Here is a 17,886-nt window from a genome sequence, read left to right on the forward strand (position 1 = left end):
GAATACTCGGGCAAAATGAAAATCTCGCTGAGTTCTTTCCAATAGGATTATTTATCTGGACTGCTGTATCGATCCCAGTAGGGCAAATCAGTACCGAGTTTCTCACTAATGTAGTCGATAAATACTCTTACTTTTAGCGGCATATGTTTTCTTTCTGGGAATACGGCATAAATGGCGTGCTCTGGCAGAGCGTAGTCTTCCATTACCACTTTTAGGTTGTCAGCAGAAATATCTCGTGATGCGATAAAAGTGGGTAACTGTGCAATTCCGGAGCCTCTAAGAAGGAGCTGACGAATGGCTTCACTATTGTTTACCACAAAGTTGCCTTTAGGTAGCACGCGGTACTCACTGCCATTATTCAGAAAAACCCATTCCACGCCACCCCGAAAATAAGAATAAAGCAGGCAGTTATGTGCAACTAAATCACTGGGTTTTTGTGGAGTACCATGTTGAGCGAGATAATCAGGAGATGCGCAGAGAATACTTTTGCAAGGAGCGAGACGTTTGGCAACTAAGTTAGAGGAAGCCAGTTCACCAATTCGAATACCCAAATCGAAGCCATCTTTTATTAAGTCGACCATTTTATCTTCGAGGTGTAAATCCACTTCTATCTTGGGATAGCGGATAAGGAATTCACTGATTAAAGGGGCAATATGCAGCACGCCAAACGACATCGGCACCGTGATTTTGAGTCGACCTTGCGGAGAACCTTGCAGCTCAGAAACCGCATCGACACCTTGTTGGGCCAGATTGACGGCTTGAGATGCGTATTCAAAGTATCGTCGTCCCGCTTCGGTAAGGCTTAATTTACGCGTGGTGCGATTAAGCAGGCGGATACCAAGATCATCTTCTAGTTGATTGATGCGTTTGCTGACAGCAGATTTGGTCAGATTAAGTTGTTTAGCCGCCAACGAAAAGCTGCCGCACTCAACCACAGCCACAAATATGGGAAGAGAAGCTATCGCAGTCACATCAATCTCCTTATATGGAATGGATTTAATTGTTGATTTTAGAGATACAATTAATTTCCAATTATAGTGATTATCTTCCAGATGAAAACAATCTAGACTATGCACCCATAAGATTATCGACGACCTTTAAATTTGGGATGAAAAAATGAAGTACGATTGGATCCTGTTTGATGCTGACGAAACCTTGTTCCACTTTGATGCCTTCAAAGGTTTACAGCTGATGTTTTCTCGCAAAGGCGTAGATTTTACTGAGCAAGACTATGCTCACTATCAAACCGTAAACAAACCTTTATGGGTAGAGTACCAAGACGGTAAAGTAACGGCAGATGAGCTAAAGCATAAACGTTTTACTCAGTGGGCGGAAAAGCTCAATACCACCACCGCAGAATTAAATAGCGCATTTTTAGAAGCCATGGCTGATATCTGTAGCTTGTTGCCGGGCGCTAAAGAGCTGATGGAAGCGCTACAAGGTAAAGCTAAAATGGGTATCATCACCAATGGTTTTACTGAACTACAGGCTATTCGCCTTGAACGTACGGGAATGTCCGCATACTTTGATCAAGTCGTGATTTCCGAGCAAGTCGGTGTCGCAAAACCAGATTTAGGCATATTTGAATACGCGATGCTTCAAATGGGCAATCCATGTAAGACCCGAGTATTGATGGTGGGTGACAACCTTCACTCAGATATCCTGGGCGGTAATAACTTTGGTATCGAAACGTGTTGGCTGAACACCAATGGCGCAAGTGTGGATGAGAGAATTGCTCCAAGCTATACCGTCGAGTCTCTGAGTGAGCTACAGAATATTTTGTTGGCTTAGTTGGTTCGCAGTACAGTAGGTGACTACACCAAAGAAAACAAAGGATTAATGATGTCGGATATCAAACAGCTAGACAGCAAAGTGGTTTATCAAAACAAGTGGATGACAGTTCGTGAAGATAAAATTTTACGTCCAAGCGGGGCTGAAGGCATCTATGGTGTCGTCGATAAACCAGACTGTGCTGCGATTCTTGCTGTCGATAATGGGGTGATTCATTTGGTTCAGCAGTATCGCTATACCGTGGGGCAACGCTGTTGGGAGATTCCGCAAGGTGCCTGGGAATCAAGCCCTGATGTTGATCCTTTGGAACTGGCAAAAGGTGAATTGCGTGAAGAAACTGGCATGCTGGCTGGAACTATGGAGTATGTTGGCGCACAGTTTATTGCTTACGGTTTTCTGAATCAGACTTGCCATGTTTATTTTGCAAGCGATCTTACTGAAGTTGGTAATCAGCTTGATAGCGAAGAAGAGGATCTTATTACTCAGGATTTTGCTGTAGAAGAGTTCGAGCAAATGATGATTGATGGCACCATCAAAGACAGTGTTACCATTGCAGCGTATGGTTTGGCTAAGCTTAAGAAGTTGATTTAATTTAACTAGTCATCTTTGTTTTTACGATATACAGCGGCATGGTGCCGCTGTATATAGACAGCGTCAACGCTTACTTGTCGTCGACTTTTTTACCTAAGATCTCCACATGCGCTTTTTTGGCCACACCTGCCACTTGAAGCGCAGTGCTACCAACCGATTCATAGTTCAACTCGATCTTATCTAATTTCGCTTCATCTTTGGTCGGTAGGCTCAGGCCGCGTGATGACATGCCATTGGTAAGTACACCTAAACTGTCGAATGTCTTTTCCTGACCATCTTTCATAACCACTTTAATGCTTTTTAGATTCACCGTACCTTGCGTACATTTGATCTTTATGTGGCTAAAGCGAGCATTAGCAAATGGTGAAAGTGGATTTACCGTGTCTGTTTCGGATTTAAAGCTTACGGTTTTTTCAGCTATTTTATCCCAGTCGCTATCGCTGGCGACTGATTGAAAAGAGGTAAAAGCAACCAATAGAGAGAGTGTGATAGCTTTGAACAATTTCATGTATTTTCCTCGCGATTAACCTAGACGTTTTTTAAATCAAGTTGATGAACATTGTGATGTCTTTTTAAGTAAAAGCTTGCTTTGTCTTACAAATGGAACTCGGCCATTTTGGTATTGAACGGTTGTGCCAGAGTCTTCTTACTTGTAAATCCTGAGCTAAGTTTAGTTCAGAATATGCATCTAACTGTTTAATTTAGGTAGGATATTTTGACTTCGAAATACTCAATCTTGACGATACTTTACTTTTCTTTACGGCAAGCTGCCTATACGTAAACATCAAATCGCAGTATAAAATAATAACGATTACTTACTTCACATCTTTTATGAAACTCAAGAAAAAATGGCTTGCATTGTGTGGCCTTCTTCTCGCTGGTGCGGCTGGCGCGTACTTTTTACAGCCTCCAGAAGAGCTTTCCTCATATGCCACGGAAACAGTACGTAAAGGAAACATTGAAAAAGCTGTTTTGGCTAACGGTATGTTGCAGGCATCTAAGCTGGTCAATGTCGGTGCTCAGGTGTCTGGTCAAATACAAAGTCTGGCAGTCAGTCTCGGTGACGAGATAAAACAAGGCGATCTTATCGTCCAAATCGATAGCCTGACCCAACAAAATAGCCTCAAAGAGGCTCAAGCCTCATTGAATAGCCTCAACGCTCAATACAAAGCGAAACAGGCCGAAATCAAGCAGGCAAACTACGAATATGTTCGTCAGAAAGGCATGTTAGCCGCGAAAGCCAGTTCAAGAGCTGACTACGAAAGTGCCGAAGCGTCATTGGCAATTTACAAAGCAGAATTAGCCCAGCTCGACGCTGAAATCGAAAAAGCTAAGATCAGTGTTGATAGTGCCAAAGTCGACCTTGGCTACACGACGATCAACGCTCCGATGGATGGCACCGTGGTTTACACGTCTGTCGAAGAAGGACAAACCGTCAACGCTAACCAGACCACGCCAACCATCATCGAACTTGCTAAGCTGGATACAATGACGGTAAAAGCCGAAATCTCTGAAGCGGATGTTATTTTCGTTCATCCCGGTCAAACTGCCGTTTTCACGATCCTTGGTCAGCCTAATCAGCAGTATGAGGGTACACTACGTGCCATCGAGCCTGGTCCAACGATCATGGATGGTGATGACAGTGATTTAACGATCTCTGATAGTGATGCCATTTACTACAACGCCGTTTTTGACGTTGATAACCCTAAAGGCACTTTACGTATTGGTATGACGGCTCAGGTCTCCATTGTTCTGGAAGAATCTCAAGATACACTCATTATCCCGGCACAAGTACTGCAAAAGGCGGGTGGCAAAAACGCTTATACGGTTCCGGTTTTGGAAAACGGTCAAGTTGTTCAAAAGCCAGTTGAAGTCGGTATCAACAATAAAGTAAATGTTGAAATTCTTTCTGGACTGCAAGAAGGCGATCAAGTGGTATTGGGCACAGCAATGGCAGGTGGTTCGTCAAGTAGCAGACGTCCTGGACCTCCAATGGGGTTATAAGATGAGCCAAGTTCTATTAAAAGTAGAGGACTTAACCCGAAGTTTTGTGTCCGGTGATGAGTCACTTACCGTACTTAATCACATCAATTTAGAGATTAAGCGCGGCGAGATGGTGGCGATCGTTGGTGCCTCTGGTTCTGGTAAGTCAACACTCATGAACGTACTGGGTTGTCTGGATCAACCCACAAGCGGCCGCTATTTCATTAACGGTCAAGACGTTTCTACGCTGGAGTCTGACGAACTGGCACAGCTAAGACGTGAATACTTTGGTTTTATCTTTCAACGATACCATTTGCTGAGTGATCTAACGGCTGTGGGTAACGTTGAAGTTCCTGCTGTGTACGTTGGTATTTCTCATCGTCAACGTGAAGAGCGCGCTAAAGCATTACTAACACGATTGGGTCTGGAAGAGCGCCTGACTCACAAGCCAAGCCAATTAAGTGGAGGTCAACAGCAGCGTGTGAGTGTTGCGCGTGCGCTAATGAATGGCGGAGAGGTCATTCTGGCGGATGAACCTACTGGCGCACTGGACAGCCACAGTGGCGAAGAGATGATGGCTCTGCTCAAAGAGCTACACCAGCTTGGGCACACTATCATTCTCGTCACTCATGATATGAATGTGGCGAATTTTGCTGACCGAATTATCGAAATCAAAGATGGGGAGATCATCTCCGATAAACAAAACGTCAGTGAAGCCAAAAATGTTCAGGCAGAAGTGAAGAAACAATCGCAGCAGGATGCCAGTAAATGGTGGAAGTGGGATAGTTTCGTTGATGCATTAAAAATGGCGTTGCTAGCGATGTCCAGCCATCGAATGCGCACGTTTTTGACCATGCTAGGGATCATCATTGGAATTGCATCCGTCGTATCGGTGGTCGCTCTCGGTAACGGTACTCAGCAACAGATTTTGTCGAATATTGCCTCCATGGGTACTAACACTATTGATATCAGACCCGGTACCGGTTTTGGTGACAGACGCTCAGGAAGAATTCGGACTCTGACCGCGGATGATGCCGAATCTCTAAAGAGTCTGCCATTCGTTGATAGCGTGACGCCTACAATATCGAATAGTTTAACGGTCCGTTACGCCAATCAGGATGCGTCGGCAACCATTGAAGGTGTGGGTGAAGACTATTTCCGTGTTCGTGGCTATGAGATCGCACAGGGGCAGTTTTGGGATGAAGACAGCGTCAGTTCACTTGCGCAAGAGGCCGTGATTGATGACAACACCAGAAAAGAGATATTCGCTGATCGAAGCCCGATTGGTGAAGTGATATTCCTGGGCTCATTACCCGTTCGAATTGTTGGCGTTACTCAAGAGAAAGACGATGCATTTGGTAACAGTGAAGCACTGAAAATCTGGGTGCCGTACACCACCATGTCTGGTCGCATGATGGGGCAACGGTATCTCAATGGTATTACCGTCAGAATTGACGAAAATGCCTCTAGCAGCGCCGCCGAGCAAAGTATTATCAGCCTACTAAAAATGCGTCATGGGACAGAAGATTTCTTTACCATTAACACGGATACGATTCGTCAGAATATCGAGAAGACGACGGCAACCATGACATTACTCATCTCTGCGATTGCAGTCATCTCTCTAATCGTTGGTGGTATCGGTGTGATGAATATTATGCTGGTCTCGGTAACCGAGCGAACCAAAGAGATTGGTGTGCGGATGGCTGTTGGTGCTAGGCAGGCTGACATTCTCCGACAATTCTTGATTGAAGCTGTATTGGTTTGTTTGTGCGGTGGCGTCACGGGGATTGGTTTAGCATTTTTGATTGGATTTGCTTTTAGCTCGTCAGGTAGCAGCTTCCAAATGATCTACTCAATGAACTCGATCATCTCTGCTTTCATATGTTCGACACTGATTGGTATTGCGTTTGGCTTCTTACCAGCACGTAACGCAGCAAAACTTGATCCAATTGAAGCATTAGCGAGAGACTAACATGACAAAGACAACGAAATTTAAAACTCGCTTTCTTGCCGTAGCATTAGGTGTAGCCTTGCTCTCTGGCTGTGGATCCATGATGCGAACTGATTATCAGGCTCCTGAGGTTCAGGTGCCGACTAACTGGCAGCAGGTACATGTTGCTGGTGATGTCAGTATTGACCCGTGGTGGATGGCGTTTAATGACCCAAGCCTGAACAGTTACATCAATAAGGTACTTCAGGAAAATAACGATCTGGAAGTCGCAACGCTGACACTTAAAAAGGCACGTTTGCAGTTAGGATTAGCGAAAGATAATTTGTTTCCAACGTTCAGCTCATCGACTTCTGCTCAGGTTGAGAAGTGGCTAGACAGTGGCGAATCGGGTGACAGCTACAGCACAAACTTATCCGTCGGTTACGAGTTGGATTTGTGGGGTAAGGTTTCTGCTGATATCGATGAAGCAAAATGGGCGGCAATGGCGAGTAAAGAAGACCGAGAAGCTACAGCTCAAAGTTTGGTGGCAACAACCGCTTCACTATACTGGCAAATAGGTTATCTGAAGCAGCGATTGCAACTTGGCCAAAACAACATTGATGATGCACAGCAAACCCTGAATCTTATTCAAAAGCAGTATCAACTGGGTGCGGTTGATCAGCTTGATGTGTTGGAAGCGACGAGTTCACTGGCAAGCCTACAAGCGCAGCAAAGTGAATTCGAACAGAGTTTATTAGAAGCCAACAATGCGTTTGCAATCCTGTTCAATCAGCCACCTAAGAATATGAGTGACAACATTCGCATGTTACCGGAGGGAAGCATTCCATCGTTAAGTGTTGGTGTGCCTGCCGATCTGCTGATTCGTCGTCCTGATGTAAAAGCAGCGATTTACGACGTGAAATCTGCACTGGCCAACAAAGATGCCGCTGATTTAGATTACTTGCCTGAGCTGACTCTTACGGGAGCTTTAGGTGGTTCTTCTGAGGCATTAAAAGATTTGCTATCTAACCCTGTTGGCACGTTAGGCGCAGATATCACGCTGCCATTTTTGCAGTGGAACGAAATGGAGAACAACAAGGCTATTGCGGATGTCGAGTACAAAACGGCGATCGTTAACTACCGCCAAGTGTTGTACACCGCATTCCAGGATGTTGAAAACGCATTGTCAGCACGCGAAAAGCTGATGTACCAGTCTGATCGTTTGCAAGAACAATATGACGCAGCAAGTGCTGCTGAGAAGATTTATGCCGCGCGATACCAGTATGGTTCAACATCGATAATGGATTACTTAGATGCTCAGGAAAATACAAGAAACGCAGAAGCGTCTTTGCTTGAGAATCGATACAATCAATTCATCACTCAGGTAACTCTATATCAATCGTTAGGTGGTACGGACATAGCGCCGTTGTAAATCACCGCGTAAAAGTAGAAACATAAAATGGCCACGTTTTAGCGTGGCCATTTTGATCAAAGCTTAGAAATGGTGTTGCTCTAAGTTGTTGCTACTCTCTAGCATTTTCTCAGCCACATAGCGATGTGTTGCGGTTGTTGGGTGAGTGACGTCCCAGAAGACGAACTTCTCAGAACCAGAACGCGCACACTCGGAGCGTAAAGCATGTGAGTAGAGGTAATCCATCGAAGAGGAACGGTTGATGTCCAAACAAGACTCCGTTGCATTAACAAAACCATGGTCTTCTGGCGCTGAAGTGAGAGCCTCAAACAGCGCATGTGTATCAAACAGTGTGATGTTGTAGCCCTGAGCTGTGTAAACTCTCTCCTGCTCTTTGATGAACTCGTTCATCTCTAACACTTTTGCGCGAATATTTTCGATTTCTTCCTGCGTAGAGTATTTGAACTGTGGCGCTTTAGTGGCATCCGGCAGCGTCATTAATAAAAAGTTTTTCGCCCCTGCATCCGTCAGACGAATCAATGCTTCTGCGTAGTCCGACTTTACTTCTGGTACGCTGCGTTCGTAGTTCATGAAATCATTCAACCCAAACTCGAGGGTGAATAAGGTATTGGCAGGGTTGTAGTTTTTGGCCAGTTTTGCATAAGTTAAATAAGAAGATACTTGCTCGCCAACACCGGTTAGTGCGATGTACTGATTTTCACCCGCAGCTCCACCGACGGCCCAGTTGTAAAGGGGTAGTTTTTTTGCTTTGGCGATATATTCAGTCCATACAAAGCCATTTGAAAAGTGGCCTAGAAACCAGCTGTTGGGGTTAGGAAAACGCCATTGTGAAGCATTAAAGATGTTACCCGTGTCAGATAAGCTATCCCCCAGAGCAACCACCTTATTAATTTGATCCGGCTGCATCGCTGCGTCGTTACTCCAGATGGTATGGTTGTACGAGAAGCGATTATCAGCGGCAAAGAACGTGATATCTGCGTTTTCGTTAGCTAAATCCAGCGTAGATTCACATCGTTGACGGATAACATTTTGAGCCGTGTTGGTATAAAACATGTTTTTAAATGAAACCGCACTCCACCAGTAGCCATCGATGGTAAAATAACTGCCATCTTCATTTCTTGCCCATTCCCAATCAGTTGCGACATCATCTTTAGAATAGCTGGTGCGATACCAACAGCGGACGTAGGTGTAGGTTTGGTTTTCTTGCACGCTGACCACTTCGGACGCTGAAACCATTTCTGGTGATAACGCTGGCTCTTCTGCAACTGCAGAAGCAAGCGGCAGCAACGCGGTTAACAGTGTGATTGTTCTTTTCATCTTTCACTCTTCTAGTATTGGTTATTGTTCCAAGCACTTTGCAAAATACCTGGTTATAAAAGTAATCAAATGAGAATTTCTCTCACTACAACATATAACCTTGAGTAAAAACTCTATGCAGTCAACATCTAAATATTCAATATTTTCCTTTTGGTACCATGGTCAAAAAAATCATTCAGTATGAAAATGATAAATGTGATTAAAATATAGAATAATTACTCAGCAACATTAATTTAACATTCACTTTTTGTTTATATAAATCTTTGCTTTATAAGTATTTGTTTATGGTTTTAATGCTAACTGAAAATGTTTATTGAATGATCTTTTGTACAAAAAATTACATTCATGAAACGAATTATTTGGCATTTTCAGGTGATGGGCTATAGCTGAGTCTCTCATGTGAACACCGAGTTGGTGATTTTTCATGAGGATATAGTGAATAAAAAATCAGCTCATATAAGGAATAGAGCAAATGCATTACACAACAACTAAAAAACAGGGCTTATTTTCATTGTCTGCCTTGGCCGTTGCGTTAACGACTTCTATGTCGGCGCTCGCGGCGCCACCGATGGGATTTGATGAATCCAAGTTACCAAAGAAATATATCGTCAAGTTCACTGAGGATGAGACGGGTGGTTCTTCCATGCAAGGCAATTCATTGTGGGGGCCGCGGATAGCGCAAGAGTCTGTTTTAGAGCAGGTTAAAGCACGCAAAGTAGAAAAACTGGGAAACCGTGCTATCTACAGTGTAGAAATCGATGGCGATGATCTGGCGCTTCTTCGCAACCGCAGTGATGTGGAATATGTGGAAGTCGATCCTCCACGTTACTTGCTAAGTGAAACGACCCCATGGGGCTACAACGCAGTGAATGCTCAGCAGTTGGATGACTCGAACGCTGGCAACCGCACCGTGTGTATCATTGACTCTGGATACGACCTTTCACATAACGATCTTAGCGGTAACCGTGTAGCGGGCACAAACGACAGCGGCACGGGTTCATGGAGCGACCCGGGTAATAACAATGCTCACGGTACTCATGTTGCGGGTACGATTGCGGCGATTGCTAATACCGAGGGTGTGAAGGGGGTAATGCCAAACCAAAACGTCAATCTACACATTGTGAAAGTGTTTAATGAAGCGGGCTGGGGTTACTCTTCCGGTTTAGTGAAAGCGATTCAAACGTGCGCGGATAACGGCGCAAACGTGGTGAATATGAGTCTCGGTGGCAGCCAATCTAGCCGAACAGAGCAAAATGCACTGCAAGATATATATGATCAAGGTGTTCTGCTAATTGCAGCAGCGGGCAATGATGGTAATACGGCACACAGCTACCCGGCATCTTACGACTCGGTAATGTCGATTGCGGCCGTTGATAATCAAAATGACCATGCGGCGTTTTCACAAGCGACGGATCAGGTTGAAGTCGCAGCACCGGGTGTTGCTATCCTTTCTACCGTCACAGTCGGTGAGGGTAAACTTTCGGATATCACACTTAATGGTGTCAGTCAGTTTGACCGCGGTATCGTACCTCACAATCGTTTGATCAATAACGGCACGTCTTATGTACCAGACCCAATTGCAGGCTCTGTAACGGCTACCTTAGAGAGCTGTGATGTTTCTGGCGGTAATTTCAGCTGTGGCGACATGTCTGGCAAAATTTGTTTGACTGAGCGTATTGGTAACCAATCTTCAGGAAGCTATCCAGAAGTGGATGCTGTTCAAGCTTGTTACAACGCCGGCGCTAGTGCAGCAATTGTGTACAGCAATACCGACTTACCAGGCTTGCAAAATCCGTTCTTAGTTGACCAAAACAATGCGTATCGCATGGTATCAGTGACCGTTGATCGAGCATTTGGTCAAGAGCTGCTTGGTTATGTAGGTCAGGAGGTCACCGTATCAACAACGACAGGTGAAGATTACGAGTACTACAATGGTACATCGATGGCGACACCACACGTAACAGGCGTGGCTGGTTTAGTGTGGAGTTACCACCCAACGTGTACTGCGGCGCAAGTACGTAATGCTCTCGTTCAAACCGCGACAGACATTGATGTGGCAGGTCGAGACAATCGCACTGGTCACGGCTTAGTCAATGCAGAAGCGGCGAAGCAGTTCCTGGATGCAGGTTGTGACGGTTCTGATGGCGGCGGTGCTGGTGACAATGTTCTAGAAAACGGTGTGGCGAAAGGCCCATTGTCTGGTGGCAGCAAATCGAGCTCAGTATTTGTGTTTGATGTCCCGGGAGATGCGACGCAGGCAACTTTTGATCTAAGTGGTGGTACGGGTGATGCAGATCTTTACGTACGCTTTAACGGTACACCAACAACCAGTAATTATGATTGTCGATCGTGGAAAAGTGGTAACGGCGAAAGCTGTTCGCTAACTGTGTCTCAAGCAGGTACGTATGAAGTATTGGTTTTCGGCTATAACGCATACTCTGGCGCATCGTTAGTTGCAACACACGATGGTTCGATCGATTCATCCAGTGGTGGAACGACGCAGTCTAGCTATACTAATTCAAACTCGGTAGCTATTCCGGATAATGACTCAGCAGGTGTGGTTAGTGCTCTAGAAGTTGAGCGCTCTGGTGATTCCGGGACGGTCAATATAGATCTAGATATCAGCCATACTTATGTAGGTGATTTGTACGTGAAGTTGACATCACCATCAGGCCATCAGGTTGTGCTTCACAACAACGAAGGTGGCAGTGCGAACGATATCAAGACCAGCTTTGATGCGGATTTTTCTGGTTTTGACTCTAATGGTACTTGGGAACTAAAAGCCGTCGATAATGCCAACCGTGACACTGGTACTATCAACAGCTGGACTCTGACATTTCAATAAGGAGTGACAATGAAGAAGTTGATCTTGCTGTCTATGTCTGGATTAGGTATGACCGCTTTATTTGTAATCGGTTTTAGCTCAGTCACCTTGGCTGATAATCAAGGGTTTCCGATGGTGGATACACGTCCTGAACAAGTTGAGCAACAACCAGTGCGCTACTTTGTAAAATATCACAAAGGGAAAGAGAGTGAAGTAAGAGCGCTTCTTCGTCAAAGTAAACTTGAAGTGGTAGATGCTTTAGTGAAACAACAAGTACTGGTGGTGATCGGCTCGCCAGAAGATGTCGACAAGCTCTCTACCAGCGATGCGGTTGAATACACCGAGCAAGAACCAACGAGAACGTTGTTGTCTCAATAAGAAAATGCCCCTCTCAAAGGAGGGGCGTTTATTTTGTGTCTTTGGCGAGTGTTACGGACGTTCTGCAGCCTCCAAACGACGTTCAATGTCTGCAATCACCTCAGGAAGGTCTGCAATCGTATCGATGAGGTATTGTGGTGAGCCCTTGATAAGTTTCGTACGTGCTTTCCGTGAGCTGTGTCGGTAATTTCCCTCAGTACAAGTGATTCTTTAAATTAACGTTACCTATGTGTATGCCCGCAATTTTGGACATTGCGACTGACCTGTTTGTTAATGCATTGACCACCACTTGTGCGGTAGTATTCCTATACTCAAGTGATACCATTCCTGCTTCGGTATTAATTTTGAAAATTGGATAACGCTGGTCAAACGAGCGCTGCTGCGAGGTTATGTTCATGATGTCAGCCGCAATTGCCAAGATCGTTCAGATGACGTTGGGTAAATTGTTAGAAAATCGCACACAGGCTTGGCGTAAAAGATAAGGACACCTCGTGCAGTACGTAAAAATTAAAGATTCTATTGTTGAACAGATTGAGGCGGGTATGCTTTCGCCTCGTCAAAAACTGCCTGCGGAACGCAAGTTGGCAGAGTCGTTCGACACAACACGAGTTACGTTACGCGAAGCGTTGTCATTATTGGAGGCGGAAGGGCGAATTTATCGTGAAGACCGTAGAGGTTGGTTTATTTCTCCTGAACCGCTGCGATACGATCCAACACAAACGCTAAACTTTCTAAACATGGCAAAAGCGCAGAATCGCGTGCCGAAAACTGAACTGATTGCGGCAAAAGGCACAATGGCGAACAAGCAGTCTGCGCGCTTGTTACAACTCCAGCCGTTTTCAGATGTCTATCGAGTAGACCGCGTACGTTACCTGGAAGACAGACCTGTAGTGTATGTGACGAACTATATTCGTCCGGAGATATTCCCCAATTTATTGAGTTTCGAACTCACCAATTCGCTAACGGATATTTATCGTGAGCACTTCGGTGTGGAGTATCATAAAACGCATTACCGAATTTCAACCAGCACACTTCTTGGTGAAGTAGCGCAAGCATTACGTGCGACATCGGGAGCACCAGCTATGGTTGTTGAGCGTGTGAACTATAACCAACAAGGCGAGTTAATTAGCTGTGATATTGAATACTGGCGACACGATGCCATCAGCATTGAGTCGGTGGCAGAGCTTAGTCACTAACGTTCTTTTTACTCATTGCCAAAGCCTTTTACGAACGTATTTCAACAAACTCTTCCCGCTTTTAAAGGGGGAGTGAGTTTGATCATTCTTGGATCGGTGGATCTGATCGCTCCACAACCGGATTTCCATATTTTGGTCAGTTGGATAATCAAGCAAAACTCTTTTATGGATATGGTGATTCTGGCAAGGGTGTTGCCATAAACTCGTATGGGATAAATGGCTAACAAATCGCGCCGCGCCAGCAGGCAAAGCCGATAAGCTCGCCTAAACTGATGGCTTCAGCCATAAACAATAAAGTTTGAAGTGAAAGTAATAGGGGACACTTTAGCCTTGTGTTAGCCTCTTTCTTTCAAGCTCAGATTCAAAAGGTGAGTAATTTATGAAAATATTCAGCAACTTCGACAGCGGCAGCATCCACGTAGTTAAAGCGGATGATAAAGACGATATCCAACTAAAAATTCCTAACGACAACATGTCGGAATTCTATCAATGGTTCCATTTTCGTTTAGAGACCGAGGCTGACCAGTCACACACCATTAAGCTGTTAGATTTGGCCAAATCAGCTTACCCAGAGGGTTGGCAAGGTTATGATGTGGTCGCGTCGTATGATCGTGAGGAGTGGTTCCGTATACCTGCTGAATTTGACGGTGATACATTAACGTTCACTGTTATTCCAGAGCGTAGCTCTATCTACTTCGCTTACTTTGCGCCATATACGTATGACCGTCATCTTGACCTACTACACATGGCACAAAGTGCGCATCATTGTCAGCTAGAAACACTGGGTCATACGTTGGATGGGAATGACATGAGCCTGCTGACTTTTGGTGAGCCAGAAGAGGGTAAAAAGAAAATCTGGATGATTGCGCGTCAACACCCAGGTGAGACCATGGCTGAGTGGTTCATGGAGGGCATGATTCAGCGCTTGTTGGATGAAAACGATACGACAGCACGTGCGCTTTTAGAAAAGGCTGTTCTATACGTTGTTCCTAACATGAACCCTGACGGCGGTATTCGTGGCCATTTGCGCACCAATGCAGTGGGTGTGAACTTGAACCGTGAGTGGCAAACTCCTTCAATGGAAAAAAGCCCGGAAGTTTACCTGGTGCGTCAACGTATGCTGGAAACCGGTGTAGATATGTTCTTGGATGTTCATGGCGACGAAGCAATTCCATACAATTTCGTCGCTGGTTCAGAAGGGATCCCATCTTATGACGAAGAGTTGGCAGCGCTAGAAATTGCTTTTAAGCAAGCGTTACTAACCATTACGCCAGAGTTCCAAGATACCATGGGATACGACAAAGACGAGCCGGGAAAAGCAAACTTAAAGGTTGGCTCTAACTGGGTTGCGGAACAATTTAAGTGTTTGTCTTACACCGTCGAAATGCCATTCAAAGATAATAATAATCATCCAGATCCGTTGTATGGATGGTCTCCTGAACGTAGTGTGCTTTTCGGTCAAGATATGTTGGCTGCAACATTAGCCGTTGTGGACAATATTTAATTGTTTTAGTTCCACACTATTAAGCAAGTTTTATAAGCAGTTCATCATTGATGGGCTGCTTTTTTATTGCTTAAAGCCTGTCAATCTATAAATTGTTCTTTTCAATCAACATCTTAAAAATACATTCTTAGTTGTGAGAAAATTTGAAAATAATGTGAATTTTGTCACACATTAACAGAAAAGATATGGTATTCTCCGCACTGAGTTGATTATGGCTATATCAATGTAGATGCATTAGTTTTCCTCATGCGTGTATTCAGAGCCCGAGCTTGAATACTAATGATGATGTGCATTTGACATTGTTGTTGAACACCACGTTTACTTCCTTTCGGTGTTACTTAGCTGAGTTGTCTCAAATAATAAAGATAAAGTTGCAGCTTCATGTTGTTAACGCGCTTTTTTGCGTTAGGTGTGTGGCTTGGTATACAACAAATAGGAAAAAATAATGAAGAAAATCGCTTTTGCAGTGGTTGCTGTACTTGCTGGTGGTGTGATCTCTAACGTAGCAGTTGCTGATACTTACATCGGCGGTAAGCTAGGTTACAACTCTCTAAACGATGCATGTCATCTAGACAGTCCTTGTGACGATGATAGCTTTGCTGCATCAATGCACCTTGGCTACAGCTTCAACAAATACATTGCAGCTGAATACGGCGTGGATTACTTAGGTGATTTCACTGCTACCTTCGATAAAGCAGGCAAAAACACCGTTGATGGCGATCTTTGGGCGTTGACTCTAGCTCCTAAATTCAACCTTCCACTGACTGATTCTTGGAATCTGTTTGCGAAAGTAGGTGCAGCATACATGATGGCTGGTGACGAGAAAGATTTCGTTCCAACTGGCTCTCTAGGTGCAGAGTACCAAGTCAACTACAACTTGAGCCTACGTGCTGAGTACCAACGTTACCAAGACATGTCTGATGACATCATCGAAGATATGGATGCAGACTACTTTGGTATTGGTGTTAACTACAAGTTCGGTTCAGAGCCAGCGGCTCAAGAAGAAGTAGTAGAAACACGCCCAGCAACAAATATTATTGAGCATGTATACCCAGCTCAAACTACAACAGTACAATTCGGTCTGGAAAGTGCAGAAGTGAAAGATGCTTCACCACTATCTGAGACAATAAATGTAATGAACACTTACCCACAAGCTCAAGTAGAGATCACGGGTTACAGTGACACAACGGGTTCAGCTGACTACAACCAGCAGCTAACAGAAAAACGTGCGAAAGCGGTTGCTGAGGAGTTCCAAGCTCAAGGTGTTGCTGCAGATCGTATGACTGTTAAAGGCATGGGTGAAGCAAATCCTGTGGCTAGCAACGAAACACGTCAAGGTCGTGAAATGAACCGTCGTGTAGAAGTGGTTGTTCCTGAGTTCAAATACGAAACGACTGAACAAGCAGAATAATTCGTTGTTCTAGCAAATTATACGAAAGCCAGCGAGTCGCCTGTCTTTTATACAGAAGTCCCTCACATGATGTGAGGGATTTTTTTGAACTAAATTCTTACTTCACGATCAGATCTTTAACGGACTTAGTTGAGGATTCCTGAGATGATAAAAAGCAATAATGATTGGGCTGAAGAACAATTTGGGCATGCTAAACTGGGAGACCCAAGAAGAACGGCTAGACTCGTAAAAATGGCTTCAGACTTAGCGCAACATCCAGGTAAATCGGTAGTAAAATCATCCCCCTCACCAGCAAGCATGGAAGGAGCTTATCGATTTATTCGCAACGATAATGTTTCGTCAGGCGATATTGCCGAAGCCGGTTTTAATGCAACAGCTAATCAAGTTCACCATTACCCCCTCCTTCTCGCTATAGAAGATACAACCACCTTAAGCTACAAGCATCGCTCTATTCGAGCTGATTTAGGGCATGTGAACCAAGGTAACCGTTATCGTGGTCTGCTTGCTCATAGTATTTTGTTGTTTGCTCCTGAAACTCTTGACGTTGTTGGTCTGATTGAACAACAGAGATGGACGAGAGACATCAAGACTCGCGGTATCCGTTCCCAGCACCTCAAGCGACCTTATGAAGAAAAAGAAGGTTATAAGTGGGAAAGAGCTTCTCGTAATATGGCAGCTCGTTTAGGAGATGCCATGACCAACGTGATATCGGTTTGCGATCGTGAAGCTGACATCTACGACTATCTCATTTATAAAATGGCAAACCAGCAACGTTTTGTTGTGCGGTCAATGATGAGTCGCCACATAGAAGAAGGGCCAGATAAGCTTTATCAATTTGCCTCTGAACTTAAAAGTGTTAAACAACGACAAATCCAGATAGCTCAAAGAGGTGGTCGTAAATCTCGTGAAGTCATACTGGATGTGAAATATGCGGCGGTGACATTGACGCCCCCCTCGAATAAAACAGGTGAATCTATTTCCCTGAATTATGTGGGTTGCTCTGAGGCCGGAGATGAAGACAAGAAACTGAACTGGCACATTCTGACGAATGAACCCGTAAACAGTGCGGAAGAGGCGTTAAAAATCATCTCCTACTACGAGAAGCGTTGGCTCATTGAGGAATATCACAAGGTCTGGAAAAGTGAAGGGACCGGAGTTGAAGAGCTTCGAGTACAGAGTAAAGATAACTTAGATAGATTAGCGACCATTTATGCTTTTTTAGCCGTAAGGATCTTCCAGTTGAAATTTGCCAATGAGCAAGTTGAAGATATTAGTTGTGAAAAAATCTTGTCCCCAAGAGCCTGGAAGTTACTTTGGGTGAAAAGAATAAAGACGCGACTTCCAGAGGAAATACCAACTGCAAAATGGGCTTATGAACATCTCGCACGACTTGGCGGTTGGAAAGACAGTAAAAGAAATGGAAGAGCGTCAGTTAAAACGCTCTGGGAAGGATGGCTAAAACTACAAGCCATCCTTGAAGGCTACGAACTCGCTCTGTCTCTTGAACAGGACTTGTGATCAAGAGACAG

At 44.5% G+C, this 17,886-nt stretch carries 14 protein-coding genes and 3 pseudogenes; 13 read left to right on the plus strand and 4 right to left on the minus strand.

Features of this window, described 5'->3' with window-relative positions:
• Nucleotides 1-47: 47 nt before the first annotated feature.
• A complete protein-coding gene (locus tag WJM94_RS21570; protein WP_444496227.1) occupies nt 48-971 on the minus strand; it encodes a LysR family transcriptional regulator in 924 nt (307 codons plus the stop codon).
• 145 nt (nt 972-1,116) lie between these two features.
• Between WJM94_RS21570 and yjjG the strand changes: the two genes are divergently transcribed.
• Both yjjG and WJM94_RS21580 read left to right on the plus strand, forming a co-directional pair.
• Nucleotides 1,117-1,791: a pyrimidine 5'-nucleotidase gene (gene yjjG, locus WJM94_RS21575; protein WP_444496228.1), complete on the plus strand. Its 675-nt coding sequence runs from the start codon at nt 1,117-1,119 to the stop codon at nt 1,789-1,791.
• A gap of 51 nt (nt 1,792-1,842) precedes the next feature.
• Entirely contained in the window at nt 1,843-2,382 is a 540-nt protein-coding gene (locus WJM94_RS21580) for an NUDIX domain-containing protein (RefSeq protein WP_444496240.1), read from the plus strand.
• 70 nt (nt 2,383-2,452) lie between these two features.
• On the opposite strand, the gene WJM94_RS21585 is transcribed toward WJM94_RS21580, so the two are convergent.
• Complete coding sequence (locus tag WJM94_RS21585; protein WP_444496229.1) at nt 2,453-2,890, minus strand: hypothetical protein; 438 nt, start codon at nt 2,888-2,890, stop codon at nt 2,453-2,455.
• Nucleotides 2,891-3,213: 323 nt separating this feature from the next.
• Here WJM94_RS21585 and macA point away from each other — a divergent pair, with 323 nt between their 5' ends.
• From macA to WJM94_RS21600, 3 genes are read left to right on the plus strand one after another with little or no spacing between them, the layout of a single operon-like run.
• Nucleotides 3,214-4,386, plus strand: a complete 1,173-nt coding sequence (gene macA / locus WJM94_RS21590; protein ID WP_444496230.1) for a macrolide transporter subunit MacA — start codon at nt 3,214-3,216, stop codon at nt 4,384-4,386.
• A 1-nt stretch (nt 4,387) separates the two neighbouring features.
• Nucleotides 4,388-6,337 carry a MacB family efflux pump subunit gene (locus tag WJM94_RS21595; RefSeq protein WP_444496231.1) on the plus strand — a complete coding sequence of 650 codons (1,950 nt, stop codon included), beginning with the start codon at nt 4,388-4,390 and terminating at the stop codon, nt 6,335-6,337.
• A 1-nt stretch (nt 6,338) separates the two neighbouring features.
• On the plus strand, nt 6,339-7,727 hold the full coding sequence (locus WJM94_RS21600; protein ID WP_444496232.1) for an efflux transporter outer membrane subunit: 1,389 nt from the start codon (nt 6,339-6,341) through the stop codon (nt 7,725-7,727).
• A 63-nt stretch (nt 7,728-7,790) separates the two neighbouring features.
• Here WJM94_RS21600 and WJM94_RS21605 read toward each other — a convergent pair whose 3' ends face one another.
• Nucleotides 7,791-9,044 (minus strand): SGNH/GDSL hydrolase family protein, encoded by a 1,254-nt coding sequence (locus WJM94_RS21605; RefSeq protein ID WP_444496233.1) that lies wholly within the window; start codon nt 9,042-9,044, stop codon nt 7,791-7,793.
• Nucleotides 9,045-9,516: 472 nt separating this feature from the next.
• Here WJM94_RS21605 and WJM94_RS21610 point away from each other — a divergent pair, with 472 nt between their 5' ends.
• Together WJM94_RS21610 and WJM94_RS21615 are read left to right on the plus strand one after the other, a co-directional pair.
• A complete protein-coding gene (locus WJM94_RS21610; protein WP_444496234.1) occupies nt 9,517-11,889 on the plus strand; it encodes a S8 family serine peptidase in 2,373 nt (790 codons plus the stop codon).
• A 9-nt stretch (nt 11,890-11,898) separates the two neighbouring features.
• Complete coding sequence (locus WJM94_RS21615; protein ID WP_444496235.1) at nt 11,899-12,246, plus strand: ATPase; 348 nt, start codon at nt 11,899-11,901, stop codon at nt 12,244-12,246.
• A gap of 51 nt (nt 12,247-12,297) precedes the next feature.
• Here WJM94_RS21615 and WJM94_RS21620 read toward each other — a convergent pair.
• A pseudogene (locus WJM94_RS21620) lies at nt 12,298-12,417 on the minus strand (phosphonoacetaldehyde hydrolase); the annotation flags it as partial.
• 20 nt (nt 12,418-12,437) lie between these two features.
• Here WJM94_RS21620 and WJM94_RS21625 point away from each other — a divergent pair.
• The 6 genes and pseudogenes from WJM94_RS21625 to WJM94_RS21650 form a co-directional block, all read left to right on the plus strand.
• Nucleotides 12,438-12,728 (plus strand): annotated as a pseudogene (locus tag WJM94_RS21625) (putative 2-aminoethylphosphonate ABC transporter permease subunit); the annotation flags it as partial.
• A gap of 9 nt (nt 12,729-12,737) precedes the next feature.
• Nucleotides 12,738-13,442: a phosphonate utilization transcriptional regulator PhnR gene (gene phnR, locus WJM94_RS21630; protein ID WP_444496236.1), complete on the plus strand. Its 705-nt coding sequence runs from the start codon at nt 12,738-12,740 to the stop codon at nt 13,440-13,442.
• Between the two features lie 10 nt (nt 13,443-13,452).
• Nucleotides 13,453-13,654 (plus strand): annotated as a pseudogene (locus tag WJM94_RS21635) (FAD-dependent oxidoreductase); the annotation flags it as partial.
• A gap of 167 nt (nt 13,655-13,821) precedes the next feature.
• Complete coding sequence (locus tag WJM94_RS21640; protein WP_444496237.1) at nt 13,822-14,946, plus strand: M14 family metallopeptidase; 1,125 nt, start codon at nt 13,822-13,824, stop codon at nt 14,944-14,946.
• 445 nt (nt 14,947-15,391) lie between these two features.
• Nucleotides 15,392-16,357 carry an OmpA family protein gene (locus WJM94_RS21645; RefSeq protein WP_444496238.1) on the plus strand — a complete coding sequence of 322 codons (966 nt, stop codon included), beginning with the start codon at nt 15,392-15,394 and terminating at the stop codon, nt 16,355-16,357.
• 144 nt (nt 16,358-16,501) lie between these two features.
• Nucleotides 16,502-17,875 (plus strand): IS4 family transposase, encoded by a 1,374-nt coding sequence (locus WJM94_RS21650; protein ID WP_444495679.1) that lies wholly within the window; start codon nt 16,502-16,504, stop codon nt 17,873-17,875.
• Nucleotides 17,876-17,886 lie beyond the last annotated feature (11 nt).

It is taken from the genome of Vibrio sp. YIC-376, from assembly GCF_052353105.1.
Taxonomy (GTDB): Bacteria; Pseudomonadota; Gammaproteobacteria; order Enterobacterales; family Vibrionaceae; genus Vibrio.

Bases quoted from the DNA above. Each gene is read 5' to 3' on its own strand.
- WJM94_RS21585 (WP_444496229.1), bottom strand. From the start codon at position 2,890: ATGAAATTGTTCAAAGCTATCACACTCTCTCTATTGGTTGCTTTTACC.
- WJM94_RS21605 (WP_444496233.1), bottom strand. From the start codon at position 9,044: ATGAAAAGAACAATCACACTGTTAACCGCGTTGCTGCCGCTTGCTTCT.
- WJM94_RS21580 (WP_444496240.1), top strand. From the start codon at position 1,843: ATGTCGGATATCAAACAGCTAGACAGCAAAGTGGTTTATCAAAACAAG.
- WJM94_RS21640 (WP_444496237.1), top strand. From the start codon at position 13,822: ATGAAAATATTCAGCAACTTCGACAGCGGCAGCATCCACGTAGTTAAA.
- yjjG (WP_444496228.1), top strand. From the start codon at position 1,117: ATGAAGTACGATTGGATCCTGTTTGATGCTGACGAAACCTTGTTCCAC.
- WJM94_RS21595 (WP_444496231.1), top strand. From the start codon at position 4,388: ATGAGCCAAGTTCTATTAAAAGTAGAGGACTTAACCCGAAGTTTTGTG.
- macA (WP_444496230.1), top strand. From the start codon at position 3,214: ATGAAACTCAAGAAAAAATGGCTTGCATTGTGTGGCCTTCTTCTCGCT.
- WJM94_RS21650 (WP_444495679.1), top strand. From the start codon at position 16,502: ATGATAAAAAGCAATAATGATTGGGCTGAAGAACAATTTGGGCATGCT.
- WJM94_RS21610 (WP_444496234.1), top strand. From the start codon at position 9,517: ATGCATTACACAACAACTAAAAAACAGGGCTTATTTTCATTGTCTGCC.
- WJM94_RS21600 (WP_444496232.1), top strand. From the start codon at position 6,339: ATGACAAAGACAACGAAATTTAAAACTCGCTTTCTTGCCGTAGCATTA.
- WJM94_RS21645 (WP_444496238.1), top strand. From the start codon at position 15,392: ATGAAGAAAATCGCTTTTGCAGTGGTTGCTGTACTTGCTGGTGGTGTG.
- WJM94_RS21615 (WP_444496235.1), top strand. From the start codon at position 11,899: ATGAAGAAGTTGATCTTGCTGTCTATGTCTGGATTAGGTATGACCGCT.